Source organism: Spirosoma fluviale (genome assembly GCF_900230225.1).
In the GTDB taxonomy this organism is placed as follows: Bacteria; Bacteroidota; Bacteroidia; order Cytophagales; family Spirosomataceae; genus Spirosoma; species Spirosoma fluviale.
Genome location: NZ_OCNH01000002.1, coordinates 249,844 through 273,078, shown reverse-complemented (window position 1 = coordinate 273,078; position 23,235 = coordinate 249,844). Strand labels below are relative to the sequence as shown.

Genomic DNA, 23,235 nt, shown 5'->3' with positions numbered 1-23,235 from the left:
TATTTAAACACGCATGTCGAATCTAAGCCTTTACATACAGGCCGTTGTGTATATTGCTGCCGGGCTGAATCATTTTATCAGTCCCAAAACCTATCTGGCTATCATGCCGCCCTACATTCCGGCGCATAACCTGATGGTTGTTTTGAGCGGTATTGCTGAAGTTTTACTGGGGGTTGGCTTACTGTTTCCTGCTACCCGTTCGCTATCCGCCTGGGGGCTTATTCTGCTCCTGATTGCGGTATTCCCGGCGAACGTTCACATGGCCACTTCCAGTCGATTTGCCAAACTCCCCGCCTGGCTCCGTTGGGGCCGGTTGCCACTTCAGGGTTTGCTAATCTGGTGGGCGTACCAGTATACGTAAGGACTACAACTTTGTTTGCAACGCTTCGATAGCTGCTGCCAGATACACGAGCGGAGCATTCCAGTTAATGGCAATCTCGTTGGACGCATAGGAACAGGAATCATCCAGAAGCATTTCATCGGCCGAGGTGGCGGTATAGCCGGGGCATTTGTCCTGCTTCGGAGCATTGCCATTCGGTCCGCCCGACAACAGTCCTGGTACGGGTTCGGCAATTCCATCGGCTACGGAGGGCCGGTGGTGTGGGCTCATCACCGATTTATCACCAAATCCGGTTAGCAACGAATAGCCCGTTGCGTTGCGACCCAGTAAATAGTCTATGTTGGTTAAAGCAAATCGCAGATAGCGGCCGTCTTTTGTAAGGTTATAGGCCTGAATGAGCGCGATGCCCTGGTTAGCGGCTACGGAACTACTTCCCCAAATATAATCCCGCGCCGATTTGCCCATTACCGTACCGTAGGCCTGCTGGGCTGTTCCCTGAATCAGATCATCCGCAAAAGCAACCAGTTGCTTCTTCACCGATTCGTTTCCCTGTTTGCCGAGGGGCGTAAGCTCGTTCGCAAAGCGGGCAAGCGTGTAGTATCCCAACAGACGAACCTGGTTCCAGGAGGGCAGGCTCAGTTTCTCATCCGGTTTCAGTTTCGCTGCGGTAAAATACGCATCGTCTTTTGTCGTCGCATACAATTCTAACGCGGCCCAAACCCACTCATCGCTGGCATCGCGGTCTTCGTAACTGCCCGTTACCACATCGGGGTCGAACTGCGTATTCATTTCGTTCTGCCGATAGATGGTGGTGGGGTTTTGTTCAGCCCATTTCCAGGCCTTCACGGCGGCCGTCCGACAAGAATCCGACAGGCCGGGCAATGCTTTGTCGTATTTTTTGAACACCCGGCTGGCCTGTGCCAGTACGGCGGCAAAATCGAGCGTGGCGGTTATACTTTTCTGGATAACGTAGCGATCTTTAACGGCTTTATCCGGCATGACCATGCCATCGAAACTTGGGTTCGTCAATTTATGGTACACGCCCCCATCGGCCGGGTCCTGCATGGTTAGCATCCAGCGAAGATTCCACAAAGCTTCGTCCAGCAGGTCAGGAACGGCGTTACCCGTTTCAGGAATGTTTGTATCGAATGATTTAAAGTAACCAGGAAAATCTTCGTACAGGGAGAGCAGCGTGCCCACCGTAATGCCCGAATTCACAATGTACTTGTTGTAATCCCCCGCGTCGTACCACCCCCTAGGCGACGAAATAACCGTACCTGCCGGACGCCCCGGCGATGCCGCCGATGGATGAATCAGCACTCGGGTATCCGGATGCCCGGCAGGACGTGCCCATTTCCCGGCGTATTTGGCGGGTAATTCAGCGGACACCCGCTGGTAGTAAAACCCTTTAAGAGCACCGATGGCTGCAGCCCGGTGTACATCCGGGCGAATCTCGACTGGATAGGAGTGCCCTAAACCCGGTACGACGATAACATAAGTCCCTTTCTGCTTAAAAGCCGAGAAATCAGCAAACTGGCTTGTTTTGCCCGAAATCTGATTTTTCTTAGGTTCGCTCAACGTACCTGTAAATACAACTTTTTTCTGGTCAGGCGACATCAGTTGAAACGTTGTATATGGCGTAGATGCACCTGCCTCATTTACCACAACGGCTATTTTGGTCGCCTGTGGATAAAATCCTACTTGATTGAGTCGAATATTGGTAGTTAAAGATTGACCACCGGCAAGTTCGGTGCCCAACAGAAATAGTAATACTAAGTAAACTCGCATTCGTTTTGTAAAGGGAAGTTGTACTAATAAATACATAGTTAATAATGCCCAGGCATTTCATAATGAGGAGCTGTTTATATCTCCATTTTACTCATTTGTCTTCTTTTTATATTAACTCATTCGTCAATTTCTAACTACGTATGGATTTTTATGCGATCTAAAAAGTAAAAGCCTAGTCATTCTACAGCTTTATCATCCTCTTTCTCCGGGAGATAATCAACATTCATCTAATTACTTATAATTTATAAAAAAGTACCGTATGTAGACAAAAAATTTACAAAGTAGTGAAGGTTACTACTGATGCTGACACTAATCTATAGTTGCTTGATAGTATTTACAGGCAAGGATATAGACTAGTTTTTATTTACTAATGTATACGTCTACTAAACAGGAGCGATAATTTATACAAAGAGAACTAATCGAAAGTATATAATAAATATTAATAGGGAACAGACTACAAGCTTCTTAGGTCAAAAGAGCCTTTTATAACTTCCTACAAAGAGCTATTCGATAGACGTATTGATACTTATATAAAGCTTAATCTGGAATAAACAGTGACCTAAAGTGACTTTTCTTAACACCATTAGTCAAAGGGGTGACATCTACTTGAATTACTGACTTATTATGCATGCAACCATCATGGACAAAGATGAAAAAATTAGGCGGAATCGCGCAAAGACTACCCAGCGTATTGTTGAAGCTCTGGAAGAAGTCATAGCCGAACGTGGTATCGAAGGCGTAGGCGTGAACCGAGTTGCAGAAAAGGCAAATGTCAGTAAAGTACTTATATACAGGTATTTTGGTGGTATGGAAGGCCTATTCGAATACTACGTGAAGATGGGAAAATTATTCCCAATATTTACTCCTTCCGTCTTAGATCAGATTCGCCCGTTACACGAATCGGATATTGCCCGAATCTGGTATCGGCAGGTAATTCAAACCTATCGGTATTTCCGTACGTTCAAAGCCGCTCGTGAGGTACTCAAAGCAAGCGTTATTGAGAACGACCCTATTGCCGAAACAACAGCCCGTGCTCAGGATGAGGAAATGACTCGACTTGTTAGCCAGCTTTCTTTCGTAAAGGGGGCAGACACGCAGGCGATTTCGGCTATCATCCTTGGCGCTATGACGTATCTGACCATCATGGCGCAAAACGATCGTACCATGGTTAGTATTGACTTACGGAGCGAAGCGGGCTGGCACCGTATAGAGAACGCGGTAAAATCCATCTATATCTCATTAAATAAGATGGCGATCCACACCAAAGATGTAGAACTTGAACTTCAGTCTTCTCATTTCCCGGTAGCTCAATGGTAATAAAAAATATAGCCGTTTACAAAAGGAATTCAGCCGTTGTGATCAATCTTGAACCTGTTTGTAAACGGCTTATTTTTACTTCAGTCGAATGTCTTTAGTTGTGTTCCAACTCCTTTTATTGCCATTGGCAACGGTGACCCCGTAATAATTGGCCGGATTGATAGTCTGGTCAATGATCTGTCAGGCCGCATTATCGGGCTGGTTCTGCACTGCAGCAGATACCCATCCTGATACACAAGCTGAGTTGTACTATTTTTTTCATCCTGTAAGTTCTATGAATGAAGAAAGGCCCCTACCGAAACGATCGGTAGGGGCCTTTTTGCGTTGTAAACCGATGAACTAGCGTTGTGCCACTGCCGACTTACGGGTATGAATTTTCTCAACAATCCATTTGCCTACTTTTTCGCCTTCTACCTGACCATTCACCAGCGCTGACCGATAGTGAATGCCACCATACAACCGGCTGATCGACGCTTCGTCGGCAGCAGCCCGGATGGATGAGAATGAGCGTACACCATGCCCGTACGGAAACTCGGTCGAATCGGTGAAAGCAACGTTATCCCCCATAAGGTTTGTTAGTACGGTGGCGGCAGCCGTCGAGATAACGCTATGTCCGCTTGGATACTCAGGAAAAGGCGGTGTTTGCAGGAAAGGCGTCCATTTTGGGTCCATCGACTTATTAATGACTGTTTCGGGTCGAACGGTTTTGCTGCGGTACTTTTCGTCCCAGCACGAAATAAAGCCATCGCTCAGCGCAAAGGAAGTGAGCGCGTAGGCTTCGACCGTTTGCATCAAACCCAGTTTCTTCTTTCGGGCAACGGTTTGAGCAATGGCCAGCCAGTGTCCGCCGGGCGTCATTTTTTTGCTGGCATACATAACATGCCCGGCTACATTCATGACAAACGCGTTATCGTCCCAGAAGTAAGCGATATCCTGCTTTTGCTTATCCAGATTTTTGCCGATCTGATAAACCTCATCCAGCTCTTTGGCGTACGGGCTACCCTTGGCGAGGCTGTAGGGAAACGGGCGGGGGGGCATAAACTGGTTGCAGGTATCCATACCCCAGCAGCGCAGTTTGTTCCACTGCGGCTCGGCCGCGTCCATATAAGCCGGCGGAGTAGGTACCCAAGACCCTTCTTCGTTCGTAACCGTATGCTTGAACCCTCGGGTTTGCTTGTAGCTATCTTTAGCCGCATAATCCAGAACATGCTTGGCAACTGCTTCTCCGTACGCCAGGGAGCGCTCATAAACCTCATCGGGAACGCCATCTTTCTTGTACTGTTCGTAAAAGGGTTTCTCGAAGGTATCGTAAAAATCAACGGAGAAAGTGAGCGCACGGGCTACGGTCAGGAAAGCGCGGGCACTGGCTAGCGGGAAGCAGTATTCTTTACCCGGTTCTGGCTTTGGCCCACTCTGGAACCGTTTCAACTTACCCGCTAGCGACTCATACTGCGTATCGAAGGGTACCAGTGCTTCGTACCCCGCCAGGTTGGCGTATGAATAAATACGACTGGCAACAGGAGGAGAAAAAATGTCGTGAATAACGACCTCCGTTAATTTGTTCAACGCCGAATTGTAGTATTCGGGATTGGCAGCCTTTGCGTTGTACTCAGCCGGGGTGGCGGGCTTCTGACAAGCGGTCAACCCAACCAGCAAAACTGCCAGCAGATAACCAAAGCGAAGCGAAAAGTTCATACGATTAAATAACAAGTTGGCGTATTAAGCAACCGCAAAATTAATTGCTTAGAATTTACAAAATTAACGGAAAATATCAGACAAAAGAAAGATTATCATCAACTTCGATGATTAGGTTTTCTACTACAATCCATATTGGTCCAACAGATACACCAGAGCTGCCATAGAAGCCGCACCGAGTTCAAGCTCTCGCTGGCTCACCGTTTCAAATGTATCGACTGTCGTATGGTGGTAATCGAAGTACCGCTGCGAATCAGGTTTGAAGCCAAAGAGAACGGTTCCAAGCTGGGCGAGCGGACCAATGTCAGCTCCTCCCCCACCGGCACCGATCTCCAGCAAGCCGTAAGGAGCCAGTAGTGGTTTCCAGGGCATCACTTTGGCCCGCTGGTCGGGCGTACCCACGATACCGAAGCCACGCGGTGTAAATCCACCATTATCCGATTCGACGGCGGCAATGTGTTTCTCGTTATTTTTTTTAGCCAGATCGGCGTAGGCAACACCACCCCGAAGGCCGTTTTCTTCGTTCATGAACATCACCGCGCGAATGGTACGTTTGGGTTTGATCCCCAGCGCCTTCATAATCCGCAGTACTTCAATGGATTGCACACAACCCGCGCCATCGTCGTGAGCCCCTTCGGCCAGATCCCACGAATCGAGGTGACCGCCGACAACGATGATCTCATCCGGTTTCTCGCTGCCTTTGATTTCTCCAACTACGTTGTATGATTTGGCGTCGGGCAGTGTCTCGCAGTTCTGTTTGAAGTAGAAAGTCAGATTTGGGTTTTCAGCTAATGATTTACTCAGCAAATCGGCCGCGTTGGTGCTGATGGCCGCTGTTGGAATTAGGGGAACGCCCGTTCCGTAGCGCATACCGCCCACGTGCGGGTTATCGTCGCGAACGTTGGTCATCGATCGGACAATGGCCCCAACGGCGCCTAGTTTGGCCGCTTCGGTAGCCCCATTGGCCCGCTGATCAACGGCCCCGCCATAGGCTTCGAAGGTGTTGATTTTCGTGGGGTCCATCGGACGGTTGTAAAAGACAATCTTGCCCTTCACTTTGTCAGCCCCTAAGGCCCGCAATTCCGGAAAGCTTTTCACTTCAATAACGCCCGCTTCAACGCCTTTCGGGCCGGTGGCGACGGAACCACCCAGAGCGGCAATTGGTACCGAAACCTTTTGTTTTCCATTCTGGATATAGGCGACCTCTTTAGCCCCGCGCACCCAATGCGGCACCATGACATCCTGCAAAAACACCCGGTCGAAACCTTCTTTCTCCATCACCTGCTTCGTCCAGTCGACGGCTTTCTGTGCCCCATCCGAACCGCTCAGGCGCGGACCAATCTGCTTGGTCAGGTAACGCAACCAATTGTAGGATTTTCCATTGGCCAGTGCTTCGTTATAAATCTTTCGGATGGTTACGGAATCGGCCGTTTGAGCCTGTGCGTAGCCAACCAGTAGGGTAAAGAGAAGTGTAATCGTTTTTTTCATGTCAGGCGGTTGTATTGGTTAAGAGGGCAATATACAGAAAAGCCCGGCCGCTTTCCAGCAACCGGGCTTGTTCACGTTTTAAACTATACGCCTTACATATTGATCGCCCGGTTGTCCGTAGCGGCCAGACAGGCTTCTTTGAAGGCTTCGGTATAGGTCGGGTGGGCGTGCGACATGCGCGACACATCTTCGGCCGAGGCCCGGAACTCCATCGCCACAACGGCTTCGGCAATCATGTCGGCCGTACGGGCCCCAATCATGTGAACGCCCAGAATCTCGTCGGTCTCCTTGTGCGCCAGCACTTTCACCAGTCCGTCAACGTCCATACTCGCCCGGGCACGGCCCAGCGCTTTGAACGGGAAGGACCCAACTTTATAAGGAATCCCTTCCTTTTTCACTTCTTCTTCGGTGTAGCCAACCGAGGCCACTTCCGGCCAGGTGTACACCACACCCGGAATGAGCCGGTAATGAATGTGTGGCTTTTGACCAACAATAGTTTCGGCAATGAACGTACCTTCTTCTTCGGCTTTGTGGGCCAGCATGGCACCCCGAATCACGTCGCCCAGTGCGTATATATGCGGAACGCTGGTGCGGAGGTGATTGTCCACTTCGAGTTTGCCCCGATCGTCGGTTTTCAGACCAGCCGCTTCCAGATTCAACCCGTCCGTATAGGGACGACGACCCACCGAAACCAGGCAATAATCGCCGGTAAGCGTGATCTGCTCGCCTTTGGGCGTGTCGACGTTCACAATAACTTCATCGCCGGTGTTTTCGACTTTGGTAACTTTATGGCTGAAGTAGAAATCGGCGCCGAGTTTTTTGATTGACTTCTGAAGCTCTTTACCCATCGTTTTATCCATCGTCGGGATCATCGAATCGGCAAACTCCACAAACGACACTTTCGAACCCAACCGGGCATAGACCGAGCCTAATTCAGCCCCAATTACGCCCGCACCGATCACGATCATGTGCTTGGGTATTTCCTGAAGTGTGAGCGCTTCGGTCGAAGTGATTACCCGTTTTTTGTCAATTGGCATAGACGGGAACGACATCGGTTTCGACCCCGTGGCAATAATTATATTCTTCCCCTTGATGACCTGCTCAGACCCATCATCTTTGGTAATTTTGATGGTGTGCGGGTCAACAAACGAACCAACACCGTGCAGTTCGTCGATTTTATTTTTCTTCATCAGAAAGGTAATCCCCTTCGTCGTCTGCTCAACTACGCTGGCTTTGCGGGCAATCATCTGCGCCAGATCGACCTGTAGGTCGGCCAGTTTAATGCCATGTTCGGCAAAGGTGTGCGCAGCATTGTAATAATGCTCAGACGAGTCGAGCAGCGCCTTGGATGGAATGCAGCCTACGTTCAGGCAGGTGCCGCCCAGGGATGGGTATTTCTCGATAATGGCCGTTTTCAGTCCGAGTTGAGCGCAACGGATTGCACCTGTATAGCCCCCCGGCCCCGAACCAATCACAATAACATCGTATTCCATGAATAAGGTTGTTTTTTTGTGGCTTCTTAGTTGACGTTTGTTTACTTGCCAGTGGTAAATTTACCCACCCGACAGGCAACTGTAATCACCAAACAACAAACCACAAACTGTTTACTTAGAAAGCGTTCTGACTGCAAATTTGGTTCAGAATTTGATTGCCCAAACCGATTTGTAAAAATTCGTGTTGGTGGTACCGGAGGGCCTATCTCTTTTGAGGCCATTTTGATCTGTTTTATGCGTTTTGTTTATCCCGTCTTTCTGCTATCCGTACTGTTAATCAGTGGTTGTACTAACCCCGCTCAGCAAAATCAACCGAATGTTTATTACGATGTGCTGACGTACGTAAAAGGACAAATTACTGACTTGTCGGCCCGGAAGCCCCTTACCCGCAAGACGGTTGCTATTAACGAAAAACGTAACCAGCAAACTACCAACGAAATCAACTGGAGCCGTGAGCTGGAACTGTTTACACAGGTCGATATCAATAAGCCCGCCCTCCGCAGCAGTTACCAGATAACACGCCCCGATTCGCTAACCTACCAATACACACTGAAAAATTCGGAAGAGCGGCTAACGGTGCGGTCACTCCTGGTGCGGCTGGACTCAACCACTCGCAAGCCTGGCCGCATTGAAGCTGTTTTACAGACAAAGAATCCATTGTACGCATCAGAGCGGCATCTTATTCTGAACAGCGGCCCAACGGCTGGTAAACAATGGGGACTACAGGAATACACCGTTTCGGGTTTCCAGAAATTACCCCTTTTCGATAAAAACGAGTTTTTTGTAAACGGGAAAGTACAACCTTAAGCCGTTGTCAGATTGGGTGAGACGGGCAGAATAAAAATAAACGTCGTTCCCTCACCCGCTTCGGAATGAATTTCATACCGGCCCCGAATCAGGTCCATGCGAGCCTGAATATTATGAAGTCCCATGCCGGTTGCGTTGGCCGGATTCATGCCGCAACCGTTATCTTTCACGATCATATTCAGTTCATTGTTGAACCGCCGGAACAGAATATCCGCTTCGGTGGCTTCGGAGTGCCGTAGAATATTGCTACACAGTTCAATGCAAATTGAATACAGGTTAAACTCGGCGGTCTTGTCCAGACGAGGCAACTCAGCATTATCCAGCCGAAAAACGATCTTCTGTGTGACGTTGAGCTTGTTGACAAGGCGCATCAGGGCTTCAGACAGCCCCTGCTTCTCCAGTTCGTCGGGCTGTAAATTATGCGACAGGTAGCGAATTTCGGCGAAGGCCTCTTTGGTCATGTTGAGCAGATTATAATAAATCTGTTGTTCCCGATCCGTCATGTGCGACGGACTGAGCGCCGACATGCTGGTTTTGATAGCGGCCAGTAATCCCCCAAGGCTGTCGTGCAAATCGGCGGCCATTCGCTTCCGTTCGAGCGTTTGCCCGCGCAGGAGCGCTTCTTCAATCTCACGGTTTTTAGCCCGCAATTGATCATTAGCCAGTTTTAGTTCAACCGTTCGGGCAAACACTTTATCCTCCAACTCCCAGTTCAAGCTTTCTATTTCTCGTTTCTGACGATTGATCAGACGGTTTTTGCGGTAGTAGAGAACAACAAAACCCAGCAACATGGCCAGGCCACCTACCAGAATTACCCGCATTAGATTAGCCTCTTCAATATCGTGACTTAGTTTGTCGATATGAGCCCGTTGCTCTAGTTGGGCTTTCTGGGCTCCGGCCCTGAGCCGTTCGGTTTCGATGCGCTGCTGAAGTTGCGTCATCCGGGTTTCGCCGGCCAGTTGATCACGTTCGGCTTCGGCACGTAAACGGGCAATTTCTGCCTGCCGACGCAGGTTGATCAATTGCTGTTGCTGAATAACCCGCTCTTTATCGGCCGCAAGACGCACCTGATTGATGTCGTATTTTTTTTGTACCGCCGACAGTTCTTCAACCCGTTTAAGATTTGTCAGACTATCGCGCAGTACACTATACTCTTCATACATAGCCAGGGCTTTTGCAGATTGATTTGCCAACCTATACGCCTGGTAGAGGGACTGCGTAGCGAGCTGGCGAATGCGTATAAACCCCGACTCCCGCGCTATAGCAACGGACTTTTCGCCAAATTCAATGGCCAGGTCCGGTTTATTAATCAAGGTGTACCCTTCAGATAGCCTCGCCCAAACGGCTGCCTGTCCGGCGCGGTCATGTAGCAGGGTCCAGACGGCAAGGGCATCGTCGAAAAATTTGATTGCCTGTTCGGGTTGATGACGGCTGATAAAGAAATCGCCTAACCGTTCGTTCGTATACGCGACATTTATTTGGGAGCGGGCCTCGATCGCCATCTGTCGGCTGGCTTCATATTGCTGGCGAGCCTGCTCATACTGGCCTCTTATTTCATACACCTCACCAATCTGCGTAACAGCCTGGCTAATCAGCAATTTGCGATTTTTTGGAGTTAAGGACGTGTTAAGTCCCAACAGAGTTTGAGAAAGGCGATAGCTTCGAAGGGCATTATCATATTCTTTCATCAGCAGATAAATGTCGCCCATGTTCATCTGCACCTGCCAGCGTGGTGAACTTTCGCGGGGCAGTTTTACGCACAATTCCGATGCCCGCTGGTTGATTCGTAGCGCCTGAGGATAATCTCCCTTAACTGTTCGAAGGTAGTATTCCTGTAACATCAGCCCCCGCACAGCATATAACGTATTGTGGTAGCGTAAGGCCTGATCGACTAATTGAGACGCATATATAAAACTACTATCCTGCTGCTCGCCACGTGTTTGCTTAAACACAAGGGCCATAAACCGGAGCCCTTCCAGACGTACGGTATCTGCGCTTAGGCTATGGGGTAATGTAGCGGCCATTTGCCGGTATGTACGGCCAAGGGTCAACAAACTATCCATGTATACGGTATCCCCCCGCCGATCGAAATTTAATTCCGGCAGTTTTGGATGCAGTTGCCCAAAGCAGGTAGCGCCCCACCCCAGCAACAGGATAACAAGCCAATGTGATTTCATAGGGCACTTATCAGCTTACCCACTAGCTTATAAGAAACTCTAAAGTAGTCATTTAGTACAGTAAATCAATAGTTTGCATAAACTTTCCACCTTATTAAAACCACTACCCATGTATTGGCAACATTAGTTTGTCTTAGAAAAAAGGACCGTAAACGCACGAAATTGCAAGCAACGCTTAACGCAGACCTTTCGGAAAGATTATCGCAAAAAAAAAGTTTAACTTATTTTAAACTAATCGCCTGATTTTGGAATCTATACTATAGAATCAGACGTAAGTACAATAATTTCCAAGAATAAGCTAGGTTCATAAGAAAAATGGTTACTTTCTTCCACCATTTGGTAAAGAGATTTTTTTTGTTGGAAAAAGTACCGTTTGGCAGATTTTTTGTAGTATTTACTTGCAGTTAAATGCCTTTTTTTAGTACTTTTAAGGCTGGAACACGGAAATTTTTCAAAAAACATAACTCCCCCATACACTATCGGAACACTGCTCTACGTTACCTAATTGTCTTACTGAAAATGGAAAAAGCCCAGGTAAACGACAGTGAGTTGATTTCCCTGTACATCCGTGGTAATGAAAAAGCCTTTGCTAAATTAGTGCAACGGCACAAATCGAAAATTTACACCACTATATACCTGATTGTCAAAGATCAGTACATTGCGGAAGACTTAATGCAAGACACGTTCATCAAGGCCGTGGATACCATTAAGTCGGGTAAATATAACGAGGAGGGAAAATTTCTACCCTGGATCATTCGAATTGCTCACAACTTGGCCATTGACTATTTCCGAAAAGATAAACGCTACCCCAGTGTGGTGTTTGAAGACGGAAGCAGTGTTTTCAATACGCTTGAGTTTGCGGAGGATTCTGTTGAATCACTCCAGATTCGACAGGAAACACACGAGCATTTGCGCGAGTTGATACAGCGATTGCCAGAACAACAGCGTCAGGTGCTTATAATGCGGCACTACGAGGAAATGAGTTTCCAGGAGATTGCCGATGCGACCGGCGTCAGCATCAACACGGCTTTGGGACGTATGCGTTATGCGTTAATTAATTTGCGCAAACAACTGAGCAAACGTTCGCCGAGTTATGATAAAAACATTTACCCAAGATGATGTAGTCCGGTATGTCTATGAGGAGACCTCACCCGAGGAAAGCCTGCTCATTGAAGACGCCCTAATGTCCGAACCGGACCTGATGACGTTTTTCCTCGAAGCCCTCGAACTACGGGCTTTGATGAATAGAATTGAACGTCAGCCACGTGCCAACACGGTTCAATCAATTCTTAATTATTCAAAAAACCACCCGGCAAACCCGCCTGCTAAATTACGACATACGTAACTGGCAGACGGGTTTACTATGTAACGTGGTCGGAAGGCCGCGCAGCCGAAGGCTAAGCTGTAGCTATTTTAGTTAGTCTGCAGCTTAACCTTCGGCTACGCGACTTTCCGGCTAGGCTACAACATAACTATGCAGAAAAAAGAACGGTTTCGGCGTTTTATCGAATACTTCACAGAGCACTACCCCGACCCAAAAACGGAGCTTCACTTCAGCAATCCATACGAATTACTAGTGGCGGTGATTCTATCGGCTCAGTGTACCGACAAACGAATCAATCAAATCTCACCGGCTCTCTTTGCCCGGTTTCCGGAAGCGGAGTCGCTGGCTGCGGCCTCGGTAGACGAAGTATTCTCTTACATACGGAGTGTTTCGTACCCCAACAACAAGGCAAAACACCTGGTTGGAATGGCCAATGCCTTAATGAATCGGTTTGGGGGGGAAATTCCGGCTACGGTAGACGAGTTGCAAACACTACCGGGTGTTGGGCGCAAGACAGCCCACGTAATCCTGTCCATTGTTTATAATGAACCGACAATGGCCGTCGATACGCACGTCTTTCGCGTATCGCACCGGCTTGGACTGGCCCCGTTAACGGCCAATACACCGCTGGCTGTAGAGAAAGCCCTGATGGCACATATTCCAAAGCAACACGTCCCTAAAGCGCACCACTGGCTAATCTTGCACGGCCGCTACGTTTGCCTGGCCCGCGCTCCCAAATGCGACATCTGCGCACTGAAGGAGTTTTGTAAGTATTATGAGAAAGTATTAGGAGCGAGGAGTGAGGAGTGAGGAGTTGCTGACGCCAGCAGTGTTCTCGCGTCAGCAACTCCTAACTCCTAACTCCTCGCTCCTAACTCCTAATACTAGTATTCCTCCGTTGCAGCAAAGAAGAAACTGCCTTCAATGGCTGCGTTTTCGTCTGAATCGGAACCGTGAATGGCGTTGGATTCTATTGACTTGGCGTACAGCTTCCGGATGGTGCCCTCTTCGGCCTGCGCTGGATTGGTAGCGCCAATGAGTTTGCGGAAATCAGCAACAGCATTTTCTTTTTCCAGAATCATCGGCACAATAGCACCGGACGACATGTAGTCACAAAGGCCCTGATAAAATGGCCGTTCGCTGTGTACAGCATAAAACTGTCCAGCCCGTTCGCCGGTGAGCAGCGTTTTTTTAATTGCGACAATGCGGAAGCCCGCTTCTTCAATCATCTTGATAATTGCACCCGTATGCCCGTCTGCTACGGCATCGGGCTTAATCATCGTGAACGTTCGGTTCGTTGCCATTCTAAGTTTTTCTATTCGAGATTTATTTTTCTGCGTGAGTTTCTTTAGTGTTCGGAAATCGCACCCAGGTCTACGCAGGTAAATCTACACGACTATTCTGCGAGAATTTAGGCAAAGGTAGGATTTTACCGGCTAATGTGTACGTAAGCCAGTTAGTAGCGGCTCATTCAGTACCAAAAGATAGCCAACACGACAAACTTGCCGGGCATCGGAGTAAATCGTCTGTCGGAATTAGTATTATTCGTACTTTTGAGTTTCGATTGTGGCTGCGGCCATTTGTATATGCAAGATATTGACGCAATTGGCGCGATTATCGGACTACCGCCCGGCGGAGCCGCCCAGAACGTGCTGATTACCACTCACCAAAACCCCGATGCCGATGCCATGGGATCATCGCTGGGGCTGGCGGGCTACCTTCGTAAGAAAGGTCATCTGGTAACGGTTGTTACACCGACCGACTACTCCCAGAATTTACACTGGATGTCCGGCAACGAAAACGTTATTGCGTTTGACGAGAAAGTACGCGTGTCGGTCAGTGAGTTGTTCGAGCAGGCAGATGTTATCTTTTGCCTCGACTTCTCGGCGCTCGAACGTATCCGCGAACTGGCACCTATGGTGCGGCTGTCACGGGCTCGTAAAATCCTGATCGATCACCACCTCGAACCGGAATCATTCGCCGACCTGGCACTCTGGGACCCAACGGCAGCGGCAACCGCCGAACTGGTTTTCCAGCTTATTGTAGCCCTGGGCGATAAACACCTGATCGATGTACCCATTGCGGAATGCCTCTATTCGGGCTTGATGACCGATACGGGATCTTTCCGGCATCCAAACACCACAGGCAACGTTCACCGCATGGCGGCTGAGCTGGTCGATTTAAAAATCGACGTCAGTAGCATCCACCGGCGCATTTTCGATAACGTAACCCTCGATAAATTCCGACTCCTGGGGTATGTTCTGAACGAAAAACTCAAGGTGTTGCCCGAGTATAAGTTTGCCTACATTACCCTGACCGACGCTGAACTGAAGCGGTACCGCTCGAAAACCGGCGATACGGAAGGAATGGTGAATTATGCGCTGGCGGTTGATGGCGTGGTCATGGCGGCTATTTTAATTGATCGGAATGATGAAATTCGTATGTCGTTTCGCTCTATAGGTAATTTCTCCGTTCGGGATCTGGCCAGCAAGCATTTTAGTGGTGGAGGCCATCGGAACGCGGCCGGTGGACGAACCAAGTTATCCCTTGCCGATACCGAGCAGAAACTCTTGACCATATTACCCGAGTACCAGCAATTGCTGCTGGAAACAGTATAGAAAAATTTACGGTAATCGGTTTACAGTTTACGGTAGTAAGCCGATGCAATGCGAGTATTCCCGTAAACGATGAACCCAGTACCGTAAACATCTTACGTATAAACCAAGTAATCTCACATGTCTCTTAAAAATTTCGGGAAAGCCGCCCTACTCGTCGCTGTTGTAGCGGCCTGCGGTAAAAACCGCCAACAGGTGACGGAAAACGGCCTGAAGTACACAATTCACGAACAAACCGAAGGGAACCGTAAGGGTAAAGTTGGCGATATTCTGACCCTTCACCTGACCCTGATGAACAACAAGGATTCTGTTCTGCGCGATACTCACAAAGAAGGTACGCCGTTCCAGATGTTGTTGCAGGTACCGCCCTTTAAAGGATCATACGAAGAAGGGTTAACCATGCTGGGAAAAGGTGATAGTGCTACGTTCTACGTAAGTGCCGATTCGCTGTTTACCAAAGCCATGCAACCCCTGCCTCCGGGTGTGCAGAAAGGAACCGATATTGGTATTGCGGTGAAGATCCTGAATGTGCAGACCGAAGACGAATACAAGAAAGCCCAGGCCGCTGATTTCGACAAGCAGAAGGGTGTTGATGCGAAAATTATCGAAAACTACATCGCTAAAAACGGCCTGGCGGGTAAAGCCCAAAAAACAGAATCGGGGGTCTATTACGTAGTGACAAAACCGGGCACTGGCCCAACGCCGAATAAAGGCGATGTGGTGCAGGTTCACTACACGGGTAAACTGCTGGATGGCAAAGTATTCGATAGCTCACGCACAAACCCGCAGGCCGGTGGCAAGCCTGCCCAATTCCAGATTGGGGTTGGCATGGTAATTCCCGGTTGGGAAGAAGGCGTAAGTAAGCTCCACAAAGGTGAATCTGCTACGCTGATTATTCCCTCGACGCTGGCGTATGGCCCCCGTGGCAACCAGGGCATTGCTCCAAACTCCGTTCTGTTATTCGACATCGAACTGATCGATATTCAGAAAGGTCAGCCTGGCCAGCCCGGCGGTATGCCACAGCCCGGCCGGTAAGTATTCCGTTATTCTACGAAAGCCGTTTGCAGTTATCGCTGCAAACGGCTTTTTTTGTTCACTATGGAACTCTGCTTTGCCACAAACAATCAACATAAACTTGCCGAAGTAGCCGCCAAGCTCGGCGACTCGTTCATTCTTAAAACCCTTCAGGATATCGGTTGTACGGAGGAGTTACCCGAAACCTCCGGGACGATTCCGGGTAACTCGCGCCAGAAAGCCGATTATGTCTGGACGCACTTCGGCGTTTCCTGTTTTGCTGATGACTCCGGTCTGGAAGTTGATGCGCTGAATGGCGAACCGGGCGTTGATTCGGCCTTTTATTCCGGCAGCCGGGATAGTGAAAGGAACATTCAGAAGCTTTTGTCCAACTTGGCCGATAAGCCTACTCGTGCGGCCCGGTTTATAACCGTATTTACGTTGGTCCTGCATGGCGTAGAGCATCAATTTCAGGGTACCATTGCCGGTCAGATCCTGACGGAACCACGCGGCTCCGGCGGCTTTGGTTACGACCCCGTCTTTCAACCTGATGGGTATGACCGCACCTTCGCCGAGATGACAATTGACGAAAAGGGGCTCATAAGCCACCGGTCACAGGCATTGACTAAAATGATAACGTATTTGCAGGAGCAGATCAAGTAATGGTTATTGGTTGTTGGTTAATAGTTATGGAGTTAGTGATTAATGAGTTATCCGCGTGAGTTGACTAATAACTCAATAACCATTAACTAATAACCAATAATCCCAGGCACAAAAAAATCCCTCGTCTGGAACCAGACGAGGGATTTTTTATATACTATCAACTAGAGACTAATAAAATTTAGCCCGGCGGTCTTCAACTTTGGCCGCATCCTTAATGGCTTCGTTGATGTAGAACCCAACACGCTGGGTGTTGTTTTGCTGAATTTGCGTTTTATACAGTGCGTAATCGGCGATTGAAGGAGCAGGAGTCAGTGATACCGTTTCCATGATCAGGACGCCACCTTCGCCAGCAAATGGCTTCGTGCGGGTACCGGGCTTCAAGCCAAACGCTTTTCCGAGAGCAAAAGGGTCAACGCCCGCGCTGCGAAGGAAACCCGTTGCCAGGTTAACATCCTCAACAGTTTCGACCAGGGCACCGGCACCATATTTCTGCGAAATGGATTCCAGCGAGCCGCTGGCGTTGCCGAGCTTGCTGATGATCTGCTCGCCTTTCAGTTCGTTGCGAACTTTAGCGGTCAGTTCATTCCGGAAATCGTTGATGCTCACTTTGTCTTTCGATGTCTTGTTGGTCAGGACCGCAATAACATACTGGTCACCTACTTCAAACGGCTCCGAAACTGCGTTTACGTCCGTCTTGTCGTTAAATGCCCACCGAACGATCTGCCGCACTTCCGATCCCGTTAATGCGTTGATCTGGTTAGCGCCTTCGGGAATACGATCTGCTGTAGCTACTACCAGCGATTTATCCTCTTTCACTTTGGCGTCAAACTCTTCTTTGCTATGCACATCAGAAGCAAACTGGTCCGCTTTGCGCAGCGCTTCATCTCGGGTGGTCTGGCTTGGCGTAATTGCCTTACCAATAGCCGCTATGCGATAAAGTACGTTCGTTTTGGGTTGCGTAACATTGATGATGTGGTAACCGAACTCCGTCTCGACCAGGCGGGGAATTAAACCAGCCGACGCAGCCCCGAATACAGCCGTTTCGAACGGCTTCACCATCTGTCCATTGTTTTTGAAATAACCGAGGTCGCCACCTACAGAGCGGGAACCGTCGTCGCTGTTGGTCTGAGCCAGTGCTTCGAAGCTGGCACCACCCTGAATCTGCTTCAGGATGCCTTCTGCCCGGCGACGTGCATCGGCTTTGGCCGAATCGGCCAGACCTTTTGTTTGAATCAGGATGTGGCTGGCGCGGGCCGTATAATTGGTATCGCGCTTGGTACCGCCGTATTTATAAATAAAATACGTGTTGCCTTCGCGGAAGGGACCGTAAATACCACCGGGGGCAAAGGTTGGGATGGCAGCCCGGAGTTGTTCAGGCATTTCGCCAGCCGTTAGGTAAAGCGGCACCCGAACGTCGCTGTTTTGCTGGGCAAAGGTCGAATCGTTGGTAGCAGCACCGAGGCCACGAGCCAGCGATTTGATTTGTGTATACAGGGCTGAGCTATCTTCTTTAGACGGAGCAACCGAGAACGTCACATACTGAACCGACCGGCTATCTACACCGGGATACTCATCTTTGTGCTTCGAAAGATAACTCTCCAGCTGCGAGTCCGTCACTTTCACCGTCGTGTCGTTGATGGTGTAGTACGGTACAAACAGGAATTTCACATTCGCTTTTGAATTCTGCGCCTGGTATTCTTTCTGTGCTTCGGCGGTAGTGGCAAAAACCGATAGACGCATCAGGCCTTCGTATTTTTCCCGCAGGCGATCAGAAGCCAGGTTTTTCTCGAAACTAGCCCAGGCAGCCTGCTGCTGAGCCGGTAAATTCTTCAGGCCTTTCAGGTAACTGATGATGGAGCTTTTGTCGAATACACCGGTTTGAGGGTTCGTGAACGCCTGACGAACGGCCGGGCTGATGTTGTTTCCCTGCACCATGTCGACCAGCTCCTCACTCGTGACTTTGAGGCCCAGTTTGTCGAACTCTTGCTGATAGGCAATTTCGAACAGAAGCTGATTCCAGGCCTGTTCCCGGATCTGCACAAGATCCTGCTCGGCAGGAGCCCGGCCGCTTTGTTGTTCAAACTGCGCCCTAAGCTCGTCTACTTTGGCGTTGAAATCCTGGTAATCAATGGATTGACCAGCAATCTCACCAACTTCCTGCTGGTTCCCGCCGAAGAGCAGACTACGGCCTCCGAGCAAATCACCACCCACAATGAACAGAATCAAACTGACGGCAATAATACCAACAGCCAGTCCCGAACGTTCTCTGATCTTATTAATGACAGACATTTCGCTTTTAACAGTCAATTTAGCCCGCAAAATAACAATTTTCCCCGCTGGAATACAAGTGATAACTGTATATCTATCCTCAAATCTGAGGAAAAGGCTCTACACTCTTCTAAACAAATAAGGTGCCGACTTTTTCATGAAAGCCAGCACCTTATCAATTTTAGTAACAAAGACGCTTTACCTAGTCGTTATCCCGCTTCAGTTTATCGCCTGCTTTATCAAACGCATCGCCTATTTCGCGGCCCGCCTGTTTGAATCCGGATTTCACATCCTGCCAAGCATCGGCCGTTGCATTTTTGGCGTGATCGATGTCTTCGCCCAGCTCTTTCCGCTGCTCTTCCAGCTTTGCGCGCTGCCGGTCTGTTTCAGCTTTTGCTTTATCGCTTTGTCTGTCGGCTTTTGCCTTCAATTCATCGATTTTAGCATCCAGTTTGTCCTTTTGAACGTTCATTTTGGCCACTGCCTCATCCCGTTCGCGCCGGAAATCGGCCGCTGCTTCATCGGATTTAGCTTCTACTTTATCACCCGTTTCGTTTAGATCTTCGCGGGCTTCAGCCGTTGCCTCTTTGGTATCGGCGGAGACAGCATCGCCTGTTTTTTCGAGGGCATCTTCGGTACGTGACTCGTTCTTGTTGTCTGAACCACAGGCCTGCAACAATGCCAGTGAAGCCACCAGCATAAGGGTGCCGGCAGTGTGCTTAATTCGTGTTAGTGTTAATGGATGTTTGATCATAATCGTGTTGAGTAAGTTGATTCTCACAGATAGTTTGGCAAATGATGTGCCAGAAATTCGGTTTGTGTAGTACCAACCGTCGATACGTCGAACCGTCGATGCGTCGAACCTTCCCGGTCGGTACTACAGAACCGAATTTCCTAATTTTTCCACTTAATGGCACAGCCGATAGGCTTGGTAATGGGCGACTGCACCGGCCGACCAGCCAGGAGACTACTGACGGCTTCGTCGATGTATCGCCGTTGTACGCTGCTTCCATCCTGGGGGCTATCATCAATCGTTCCTACATACTCAACAATGAACTGTCCCCCCGTTTGCTTTAGCACAAACACTTCGGGTGTACGGGTGGCGCCAAAGGCTTTAGCGGTTGCCTGCGTTTCGTCCATTCCGTAGGCAAATGGGTAGTTCTTTTCGCGCGAGCGAGTTTGCATGTTCTGAAATGAGTCGTCCGTATACGCTTTGGGGTCGTTGGGCATGATGGCGAGCACCGGATATCCCTGCGTCGCAAATTTCCGGTCAAGCCCAATCAGACGGTCTTCGTAGGCCTTTGCAAATGGGCAATGATTGCTCATAAAAACAACAATTACGCCCCGCTGGTCTTTATAATCGGCCAGGGTGATTTGGCGGCTATCCACATTCTTAAGTCGAAAATCGGCTACGGCATCGCCCAGATTATACCCTTTTGGGTTTTGCGCCCTAACCGACAGCGTGACTGTTAACATCAGGGTGGCGGTATAAAACCAACTCAGGAATGATTTCATTATGATTTTCGATGCGTTTGATCATTAGATAGCAAACGTAATAGAAAGATTAATGCGTATCAGAATAAACGACGGATGGCTTCAGGAAGTTGGGCATTCTACAGCAAAGCTGGTACATCAATCTGGTTTCAATCCTTCTCGTGGATTAGTCTCTGGAATACCGGCGGGGTTGGTTAAAACGGACTATGGTAAGTGTTTCAATCCTTCTTCTCGTGGATTAGCCTCTGGAATATCCGATGAACAGCACCTATCGATGGGAGTTGTATTGTTTCAATCCTTCTTCTCGTGGATTAGCCTCTGGAATTATGCTGGGCAAAGGGACTAGCTGCCAGGGTAACCCGGTTTCAATCCTTCTTCTCGTGGATTAGCCTCTGGAATCTAATCACTAACTTTATACCATGCAACCGGAAACCAGTTTCAATCCTTCTTCTCGTGGATTAGCCTCTGGAATGGCAGCGGCATTTTGATTGTGCCGTACCGTTCCCTGTTTCAATCCTTCTTCTCGTGGATTAGCCTCTGGAATGCCACCATCGATGCGGCATGATCGTCCTGGGGTTTCAGTTTCAATCCTTCTTCTCGTGGATTAGCCTCTGGAATTTTTATGTATATGGTGGGAATATTGCCCCTGATTCATGTTTCAATCCTTCTTCTCGTGGATTAGCCTCTGGAATGTAAAAGCAGGTACAGAAATGAAAGGGCTATTTTCTGTTTCAATCCTTCTTCTCGTGGATTAGCCTCTGGAATAAAATTCAGTTCCAGCAACGTATAGAACAGCCTTTAGTTTCAATCCTTCTTCTCGTGGATTAGCCTCTGGAATCAGGACGGATTAATATTGTTTTTGGTTTTAGGTCTTGTTTCAATCCTTCTTCTCGTGGATTAGCCTCTGGAATCCATTATTAACAGGGTAGGTAGTGGTGAAGTTTTCGGTTTCAATCCTTCTTCTCGTGGATTAGCCTCTGGAATAGGCATTCCATTTATCCACAAAGGCCCGGTAAGACTGTTTCAATCCTTCTTCTCGTGGATTAGCCTCTGGAATTGTTGCGTCAACTATCGTTGACTTTCCTACTGTATCGTTTCAATCCTTCTTCTCGTGGATTAGCCTCTGGAATATGTAGCCATTATCATCATAGGCTGACTGGAGCAGTCCTTGTTTCAATCCTTCTTCTCGTGGATTAGCCTCTGGAATCTCAGAAGAACCACCGCATCCGCAGAACATATCAGTGTTTCAATCCTTCTTCTCGTGGATTAGCCTCTGGAATATCGTCAACAGGTCGCCTTCGTTGAACTCGGTACCGTGTTTCAATCCTTCTTCTCGTGGATTAGCCTCTGGAATGCAACCCAATGGCGGCTGATATACAGGCAATCAATGGTTTCAATCCTTCTTCTCGTGGATTAGCCTCTGGAATCCAACTCTTTTAGTGTAGAAATCATAGTCTTTTAATGTTTCAATCCTTCTTCTCGTGGATTAGCCTCTGGAATTTGTTCCCATTCACGGTACCGCTCGGGCCAAGTCGAGTTTCAATCCTTCTTCTCGTGGATTAGCCTCTGGAATGGTGGCAGATAGTATAATTTTTCCACTTGATAGGTTGTTTCAATCCTTCTTCTCGTGGATTAGCCTCTGGAATAGCCGCGCAGATCAACATTACCGGCGACGAGTATCAGTTTCAATCCTTCTTCTCGTGGATTAGCCTCTGGAATTTGCTGAAAATCGTCTTCAGCTCAGCGAGACTGAAATCCTGTTTCAATCCTTCTTCTCGTGGATTAGCCTCTGGAATTTCCACTGGGGCGGCTATCCTGTCGCCCGTAACTACCGTTTCAATCCTTCTTCTCGTGGATTAGCCTCTGGAATTCGTGCTTTTTGTCGTGCCTGGGGGAATGTTGATTATGTTTCAATCCTTCTTCTCGTGGATTAGCCTCTGGAATGACTATACTCACCAAGTCCCTTTGGAAAGATTCGTAGTTTCAATCCTTCTTCTCGTGGATTAGCCTCTGGAATATCGGTTACGCCTGTAGCGTGGTAGAGTCCAGCAGAGTTTCAATCCTTCTTCTCGTGGATTAGCCTCTGGAATTCTGGTGCAGCTATTATTGTGGGTGGTGCTGGTACACTGTTTCAATCCTTCTTCTCGTGGATTAGCCTCTGGAATACAACCAATCCATTCAGTTACACCAAATTCAGCGACGTTTCAATCCTTCTTCTCGTGGATTAGCCTCTGGAATAGAAGGCCGACGCTCTAACGTCGGCCTTCTGCCATTGTTTCAATCCTTCTTCTCGTGGATTAGCCTCTGGAATTTGACTTGGGGAAATAGGCATTATGGAATTGTGAATGAGTTTCAATCCTTCTTCTCGTGGATTAGCCTCTGGAATTCATGATCAAGACTCTATTTGAGAAGCTGAAGGAACGTTTCAATCCTTCTTCTCGTGGATTAGCCTCTGGAATACTTTCGGATTGATTGCCATAATTATAAGGAATTGTGTTTCAATCCTTCTTCTCGTGGATTAGCCTCTGGAATAGCAGCGTAACGTATGCACCCACAACCCATAATCCCGTTTCAATCCTTCTTCTCGTGGATTAGCCTCTGGAATCCAGGCTTTGCGTCACCTTATCCCGGCCGATGTATTGTTTCAATCCTTCTTCTCGTGGATTAGCCTCTGGAATAGCCGCGCAGATCAACATTACCGGCGACGAGTATCAGTTTCAATCCTTCTTCTCGTGGATTAGCCTCTGGAATG

Annotated in this window: 18 protein-coding genes and 1 CRISPR repeat array; of the genes, 9 read left to right on the top strand and 9 right to left on the bottom strand. The window is 48.6% G+C overall.

Going from position 1 to position 23,235, the window contains the following annotated elements; translation table 11 throughout:
* Positions 1-13: 13 nt before the first annotated feature.
* Positions 14-361, top strand: coding sequence for a DoxX family protein (locus CRO74_RS12005; RefSeq protein WP_097126304.1), 348 nt, complete (start codon positions 14-16; stop codon positions 359-361).
* 3 nt (positions 362-364) lie between these two features.
* Here CRO74_RS12005 and CRO74_RS12000 read toward each other — a convergent pair whose 3' ends face one another.
* Positions 365-2,128 (bottom strand): glycoside hydrolase family 9 protein, encoded by a 1,764-nt coding sequence (locus CRO74_RS12000; RefSeq protein ID WP_097126303.1) that lies wholly within the window; start codon positions 2,126-2,128, stop codon positions 365-367.
* A 624-nt stretch (positions 2,129-2,752) separates the two neighbouring features.
* Here CRO74_RS12000 and CRO74_RS11995 point away from each other — a divergent pair.
* The gene (locus tag CRO74_RS11995; RefSeq protein ID WP_097126302.1) at positions 2,753-3,445 is read left to right on the top strand and encodes a TetR/AcrR family transcriptional regulator; all 693 of its coding nucleotides are present in this window, start codon (positions 2,753-2,755) and stop codon (positions 3,443-3,445) included.
* Between the two features lie 339 nt (positions 3,446-3,784).
* Here CRO74_RS11995 and CRO74_RS11990 read toward each other — a convergent pair whose 3' ends face one another.
* The 3 genes from CRO74_RS11990 to lpdA form a co-directional block, all read right to left on the bottom strand.
* A complete protein-coding gene (locus tag CRO74_RS11990; RefSeq protein ID WP_097126301.1) occupies positions 3,785-5,140 on the bottom strand; it encodes a vanadium-dependent haloperoxidase in 1,356 nt (451 codons plus the stop codon).
* 123 nt (positions 5,141-5,263) lie between these two features.
* Positions 5,264-6,628, bottom strand: a complete 1,365-nt coding sequence (locus CRO74_RS11985; RefSeq protein ID WP_097126300.1) for a M20/M25/M40 family metallo-hydrolase — start codon at positions 6,626-6,628, stop codon at positions 5,264-5,266.
* Positions 6,629-6,720: 92 nt separating this feature from the next.
* The gene (gene lpdA, locus CRO74_RS11980; protein ID WP_262508224.1) at positions 6,721-8,181 is read right to left on the bottom strand and encodes a dihydrolipoyl dehydrogenase; all 1,461 of its coding nucleotides are present in this window, start codon (positions 8,179-8,181) and stop codon (positions 6,721-6,723) included.
* Positions 8,182-8,355: 174 nt separating this feature from the next.
* Here lpdA and CRO74_RS11975 point away from each other — a divergent pair, with 174 nt between their 5' ends.
* Positions 8,356-8,928, top strand: a complete 573-nt coding sequence (locus CRO74_RS11975; RefSeq protein ID WP_097127080.1) for a hypothetical protein — start codon at positions 8,356-8,358, stop codon at positions 8,926-8,928.
* On the opposite strand, the gene CRO74_RS11970 is transcribed toward CRO74_RS11975, so the two are convergent.
* Positions 8,925-11,105, bottom strand: coding sequence for a tetratricopeptide repeat-containing sensor histidine kinase (locus CRO74_RS11970; protein ID WP_097126298.1), 2,181 nt, complete (start codon positions 11,103-11,105; stop codon positions 8,925-8,927). The genes CRO74_RS11975 and CRO74_RS11970 overlap by 4 nt on opposite strands.
* Positions 11,106-11,624: 519 nt before the next feature.
* Here CRO74_RS11970 and CRO74_RS11965 point away from each other — a divergent pair.
* The 3 genes from CRO74_RS11965 to nth all read left to right on the top strand — a co-directional run bounded on the left by CRO74_RS11965 (position 11,625) and on the right by nth (position 13,239).
* Positions 11,625-12,224 carry an RNA polymerase sigma factor gene (locus CRO74_RS11965; RefSeq protein ID WP_012930482.1) on the top strand — a complete coding sequence of 200 codons (600 nt, stop codon included), beginning with the start codon at positions 11,625-11,627 and terminating at the stop codon, positions 12,222-12,224.
* Positions 12,199-12,450, top strand: a complete 252-nt coding sequence (locus tag CRO74_RS11960; protein ID WP_097126297.1) for a hypothetical protein — start codon at positions 12,199-12,201, stop codon at positions 12,448-12,450. Before CRO74_RS11965 ends, CRO74_RS11960 begins: the two co-directional genes overlap by 26 nt.
* A 129-nt stretch (positions 12,451-12,579) precedes the next feature.
* Positions 12,580-13,239: an endonuclease III gene (gene nth / locus CRO74_RS11955; protein WP_097126296.1), complete on the top strand. Its 660-nt coding sequence runs from the start codon at positions 12,580-12,582 to the stop codon at positions 13,237-13,239.
* Between the two features lie 74 nt (positions 13,240-13,313).
* On the opposite strand, the gene CRO74_RS11950 is transcribed toward nth, so the two are convergent.
* A complete protein-coding gene (locus CRO74_RS11950) occupies positions 13,314-13,733 on the bottom strand; it encodes a nucleoside-diphosphate kinase (protein WP_097126295.1) in 420 nt (139 codons plus the stop codon).
* A 282-nt stretch (positions 13,734-14,015) separates the two neighbouring features.
* Between CRO74_RS11950 and CRO74_RS11945 the strand changes: the two genes are divergently transcribed.
* The 3 genes from CRO74_RS11945 (at position 14,016) to rdgB (ending at position 16,721) form a co-directional block, all read left to right on the top strand.
* Positions 14,016-15,047, top strand: coding sequence for a DHH family phosphoesterase (locus CRO74_RS11945; RefSeq protein WP_097127079.1), 1,032 nt, complete (start codon positions 14,016-14,018; stop codon positions 15,045-15,047).
* Between the two features lie 117 nt (positions 15,048-15,164).
* A complete protein-coding gene (locus CRO74_RS11940) occupies positions 15,165-16,079 on the top strand; it encodes an FKBP-type peptidyl-prolyl cis-trans isomerase (protein WP_097126294.1) in 915 nt (304 codons plus the stop codon).
* 63 nt (positions 16,080-16,142) lie between these two features.
* Positions 16,143-16,721 (top strand): RdgB/HAM1 family non-canonical purine NTP pyrophosphatase, encoded by a 579-nt coding sequence (rdgB, locus tag CRO74_RS11935; RefSeq protein WP_097126293.1) that lies wholly within the window; start codon positions 16,143-16,145, stop codon positions 16,719-16,721.
* 168 nt (positions 16,722-16,889) lie between these two features.
* Here the strand turns inward: rdgB and CRO74_RS11930 are convergent, their stop codons facing one another.
* From CRO74_RS11930 to CRO74_RS11920, 3 genes are all read right to left on the bottom strand, one after another.
* Positions 16,890-19,010: a peptidylprolyl isomerase gene (locus tag CRO74_RS11930; RefSeq protein ID WP_097126292.1), complete on the bottom strand. Its 2,121-nt coding sequence runs from the start codon at positions 19,008-19,010 to the stop codon at positions 16,890-16,892.
* A gap of 181 nt (positions 19,011-19,191) precedes the next feature.
* On the bottom strand, positions 19,192-19,743 hold the full coding sequence (locus CRO74_RS11925; RefSeq protein WP_097126291.1) for a sll1863 family stress response protein: 552 nt from the start codon (positions 19,741-19,743) through the stop codon (positions 19,192-19,194).
* A gap of 140 nt (positions 19,744-19,883) precedes the next feature.
* A complete protein-coding gene (locus CRO74_RS11920; RefSeq protein WP_097126290.1) occupies positions 19,884-20,504 on the bottom strand; it encodes a thioredoxin family protein in 621 nt (206 codons plus the stop codon).
* A 194-nt stretch (positions 20,505-20,698) separates the two neighbouring features.
* Positions 20,699-23,234: direct repeats of the CRISPR family, unit length 37 nt; unit sequence GTTTCAATCCTTCTTCTCGTGGATTAGCCTCTGGAAT.
* Position 23,235 lies beyond the last annotated feature (1 nt).

Coding starts and splice junctions, on each gene's coding strand:
- CRO74_RS11925 (WP_097126291.1), bottom strand. CDS start 19,743: ATGATCAAACATCCATTAACACTAACACGAATTAAGCACACTGCCGGC.
- CRO74_RS11945 (WP_097127079.1), top strand. CDS start 14,016: ATGCAAGATATTGACGCAATTGGCGCGATTATCGGACTACCGCCCGGC.
- CRO74_RS11995 (WP_097126302.1), top strand. CDS start 2,753: ATGCATGCAACCATCATGGACAAAGATGAAAAAATTAGGCGGAATCGC.
- CRO74_RS12000 (WP_097126303.1), bottom strand. CDS start 2,128: ATGCGAGTTTACTTAGTATTACTATTTCTGTTGGGCACCGAACTTGCC.
- CRO74_RS11950 (WP_097126295.1), bottom strand. CDS start 13,733: ATGGCAACGAACCGAACGTTCACGATGATTAAGCCCGATGCCGTAGCA.
- CRO74_RS11920 (WP_097126290.1), bottom strand. CDS start 20,504: ATGAAATCATTCCTGAGTTGGTTTTATACCGCCACCCTGATGTTAACA.
- CRO74_RS11990 (WP_097126301.1), bottom strand. CDS start 5,140: ATGAACTTTTCGCTTCGCTTTGGTTATCTGCTGGCAGTTTTGCTGGTT.
- CRO74_RS12005 (WP_097126304.1), top strand. CDS start 14: ATGTCGAATCTAAGCCTTTACATACAGGCCGTTGTGTATATTGCTGCC.
- CRO74_RS11930 (WP_097126292.1), bottom strand. CDS start 19,010: ATGTCTGTCATTAATAAGATCAGAGAACGTTCGGGACTGGCTGTTGGT.
- nth (WP_097126296.1), top strand. CDS start 12,580: ATGCAGAAAAAAGAACGGTTTCGGCGTTTTATCGAATACTTCACAGAG.
- CRO74_RS11965 (WP_012930482.1), top strand. CDS start 11,625: ATGGAAAAAGCCCAGGTAAACGACAGTGAGTTGATTTCCCTGTACATC.
- CRO74_RS11985 (WP_097126300.1), bottom strand. CDS start 6,628: ATGAAAAAAACGATTACACTTCTCTTTACCCTACTGGTTGGCTACGCA.
- CRO74_RS11975 (WP_097127080.1), top strand. CDS start 8,356: ATGCGTTTTGTTTATCCCGTCTTTCTGCTATCCGTACTGTTAATCAGT.
- rdgB (WP_097126293.1), top strand. CDS start 16,143: ATGGAACTCTGCTTTGCCACAAACAATCAACATAAACTTGCCGAAGTA.
- CRO74_RS11940 (WP_097126294.1), top strand. CDS start 15,165: ATGTCTCTTAAAAATTTCGGGAAAGCCGCCCTACTCGTCGCTGTTGTA.
- CRO74_RS11960 (WP_097126297.1), top strand. CDS start 12,199: ATGATAAAAACATTTACCCAAGATGATGTAGTCCGGTATGTCTATGAG.
- CRO74_RS11970 (WP_097126298.1), bottom strand. CDS start 11,105: ATGAAATCACATTGGCTTGTTATCCTGTTGCTGGGGTGGGGCGCTACC.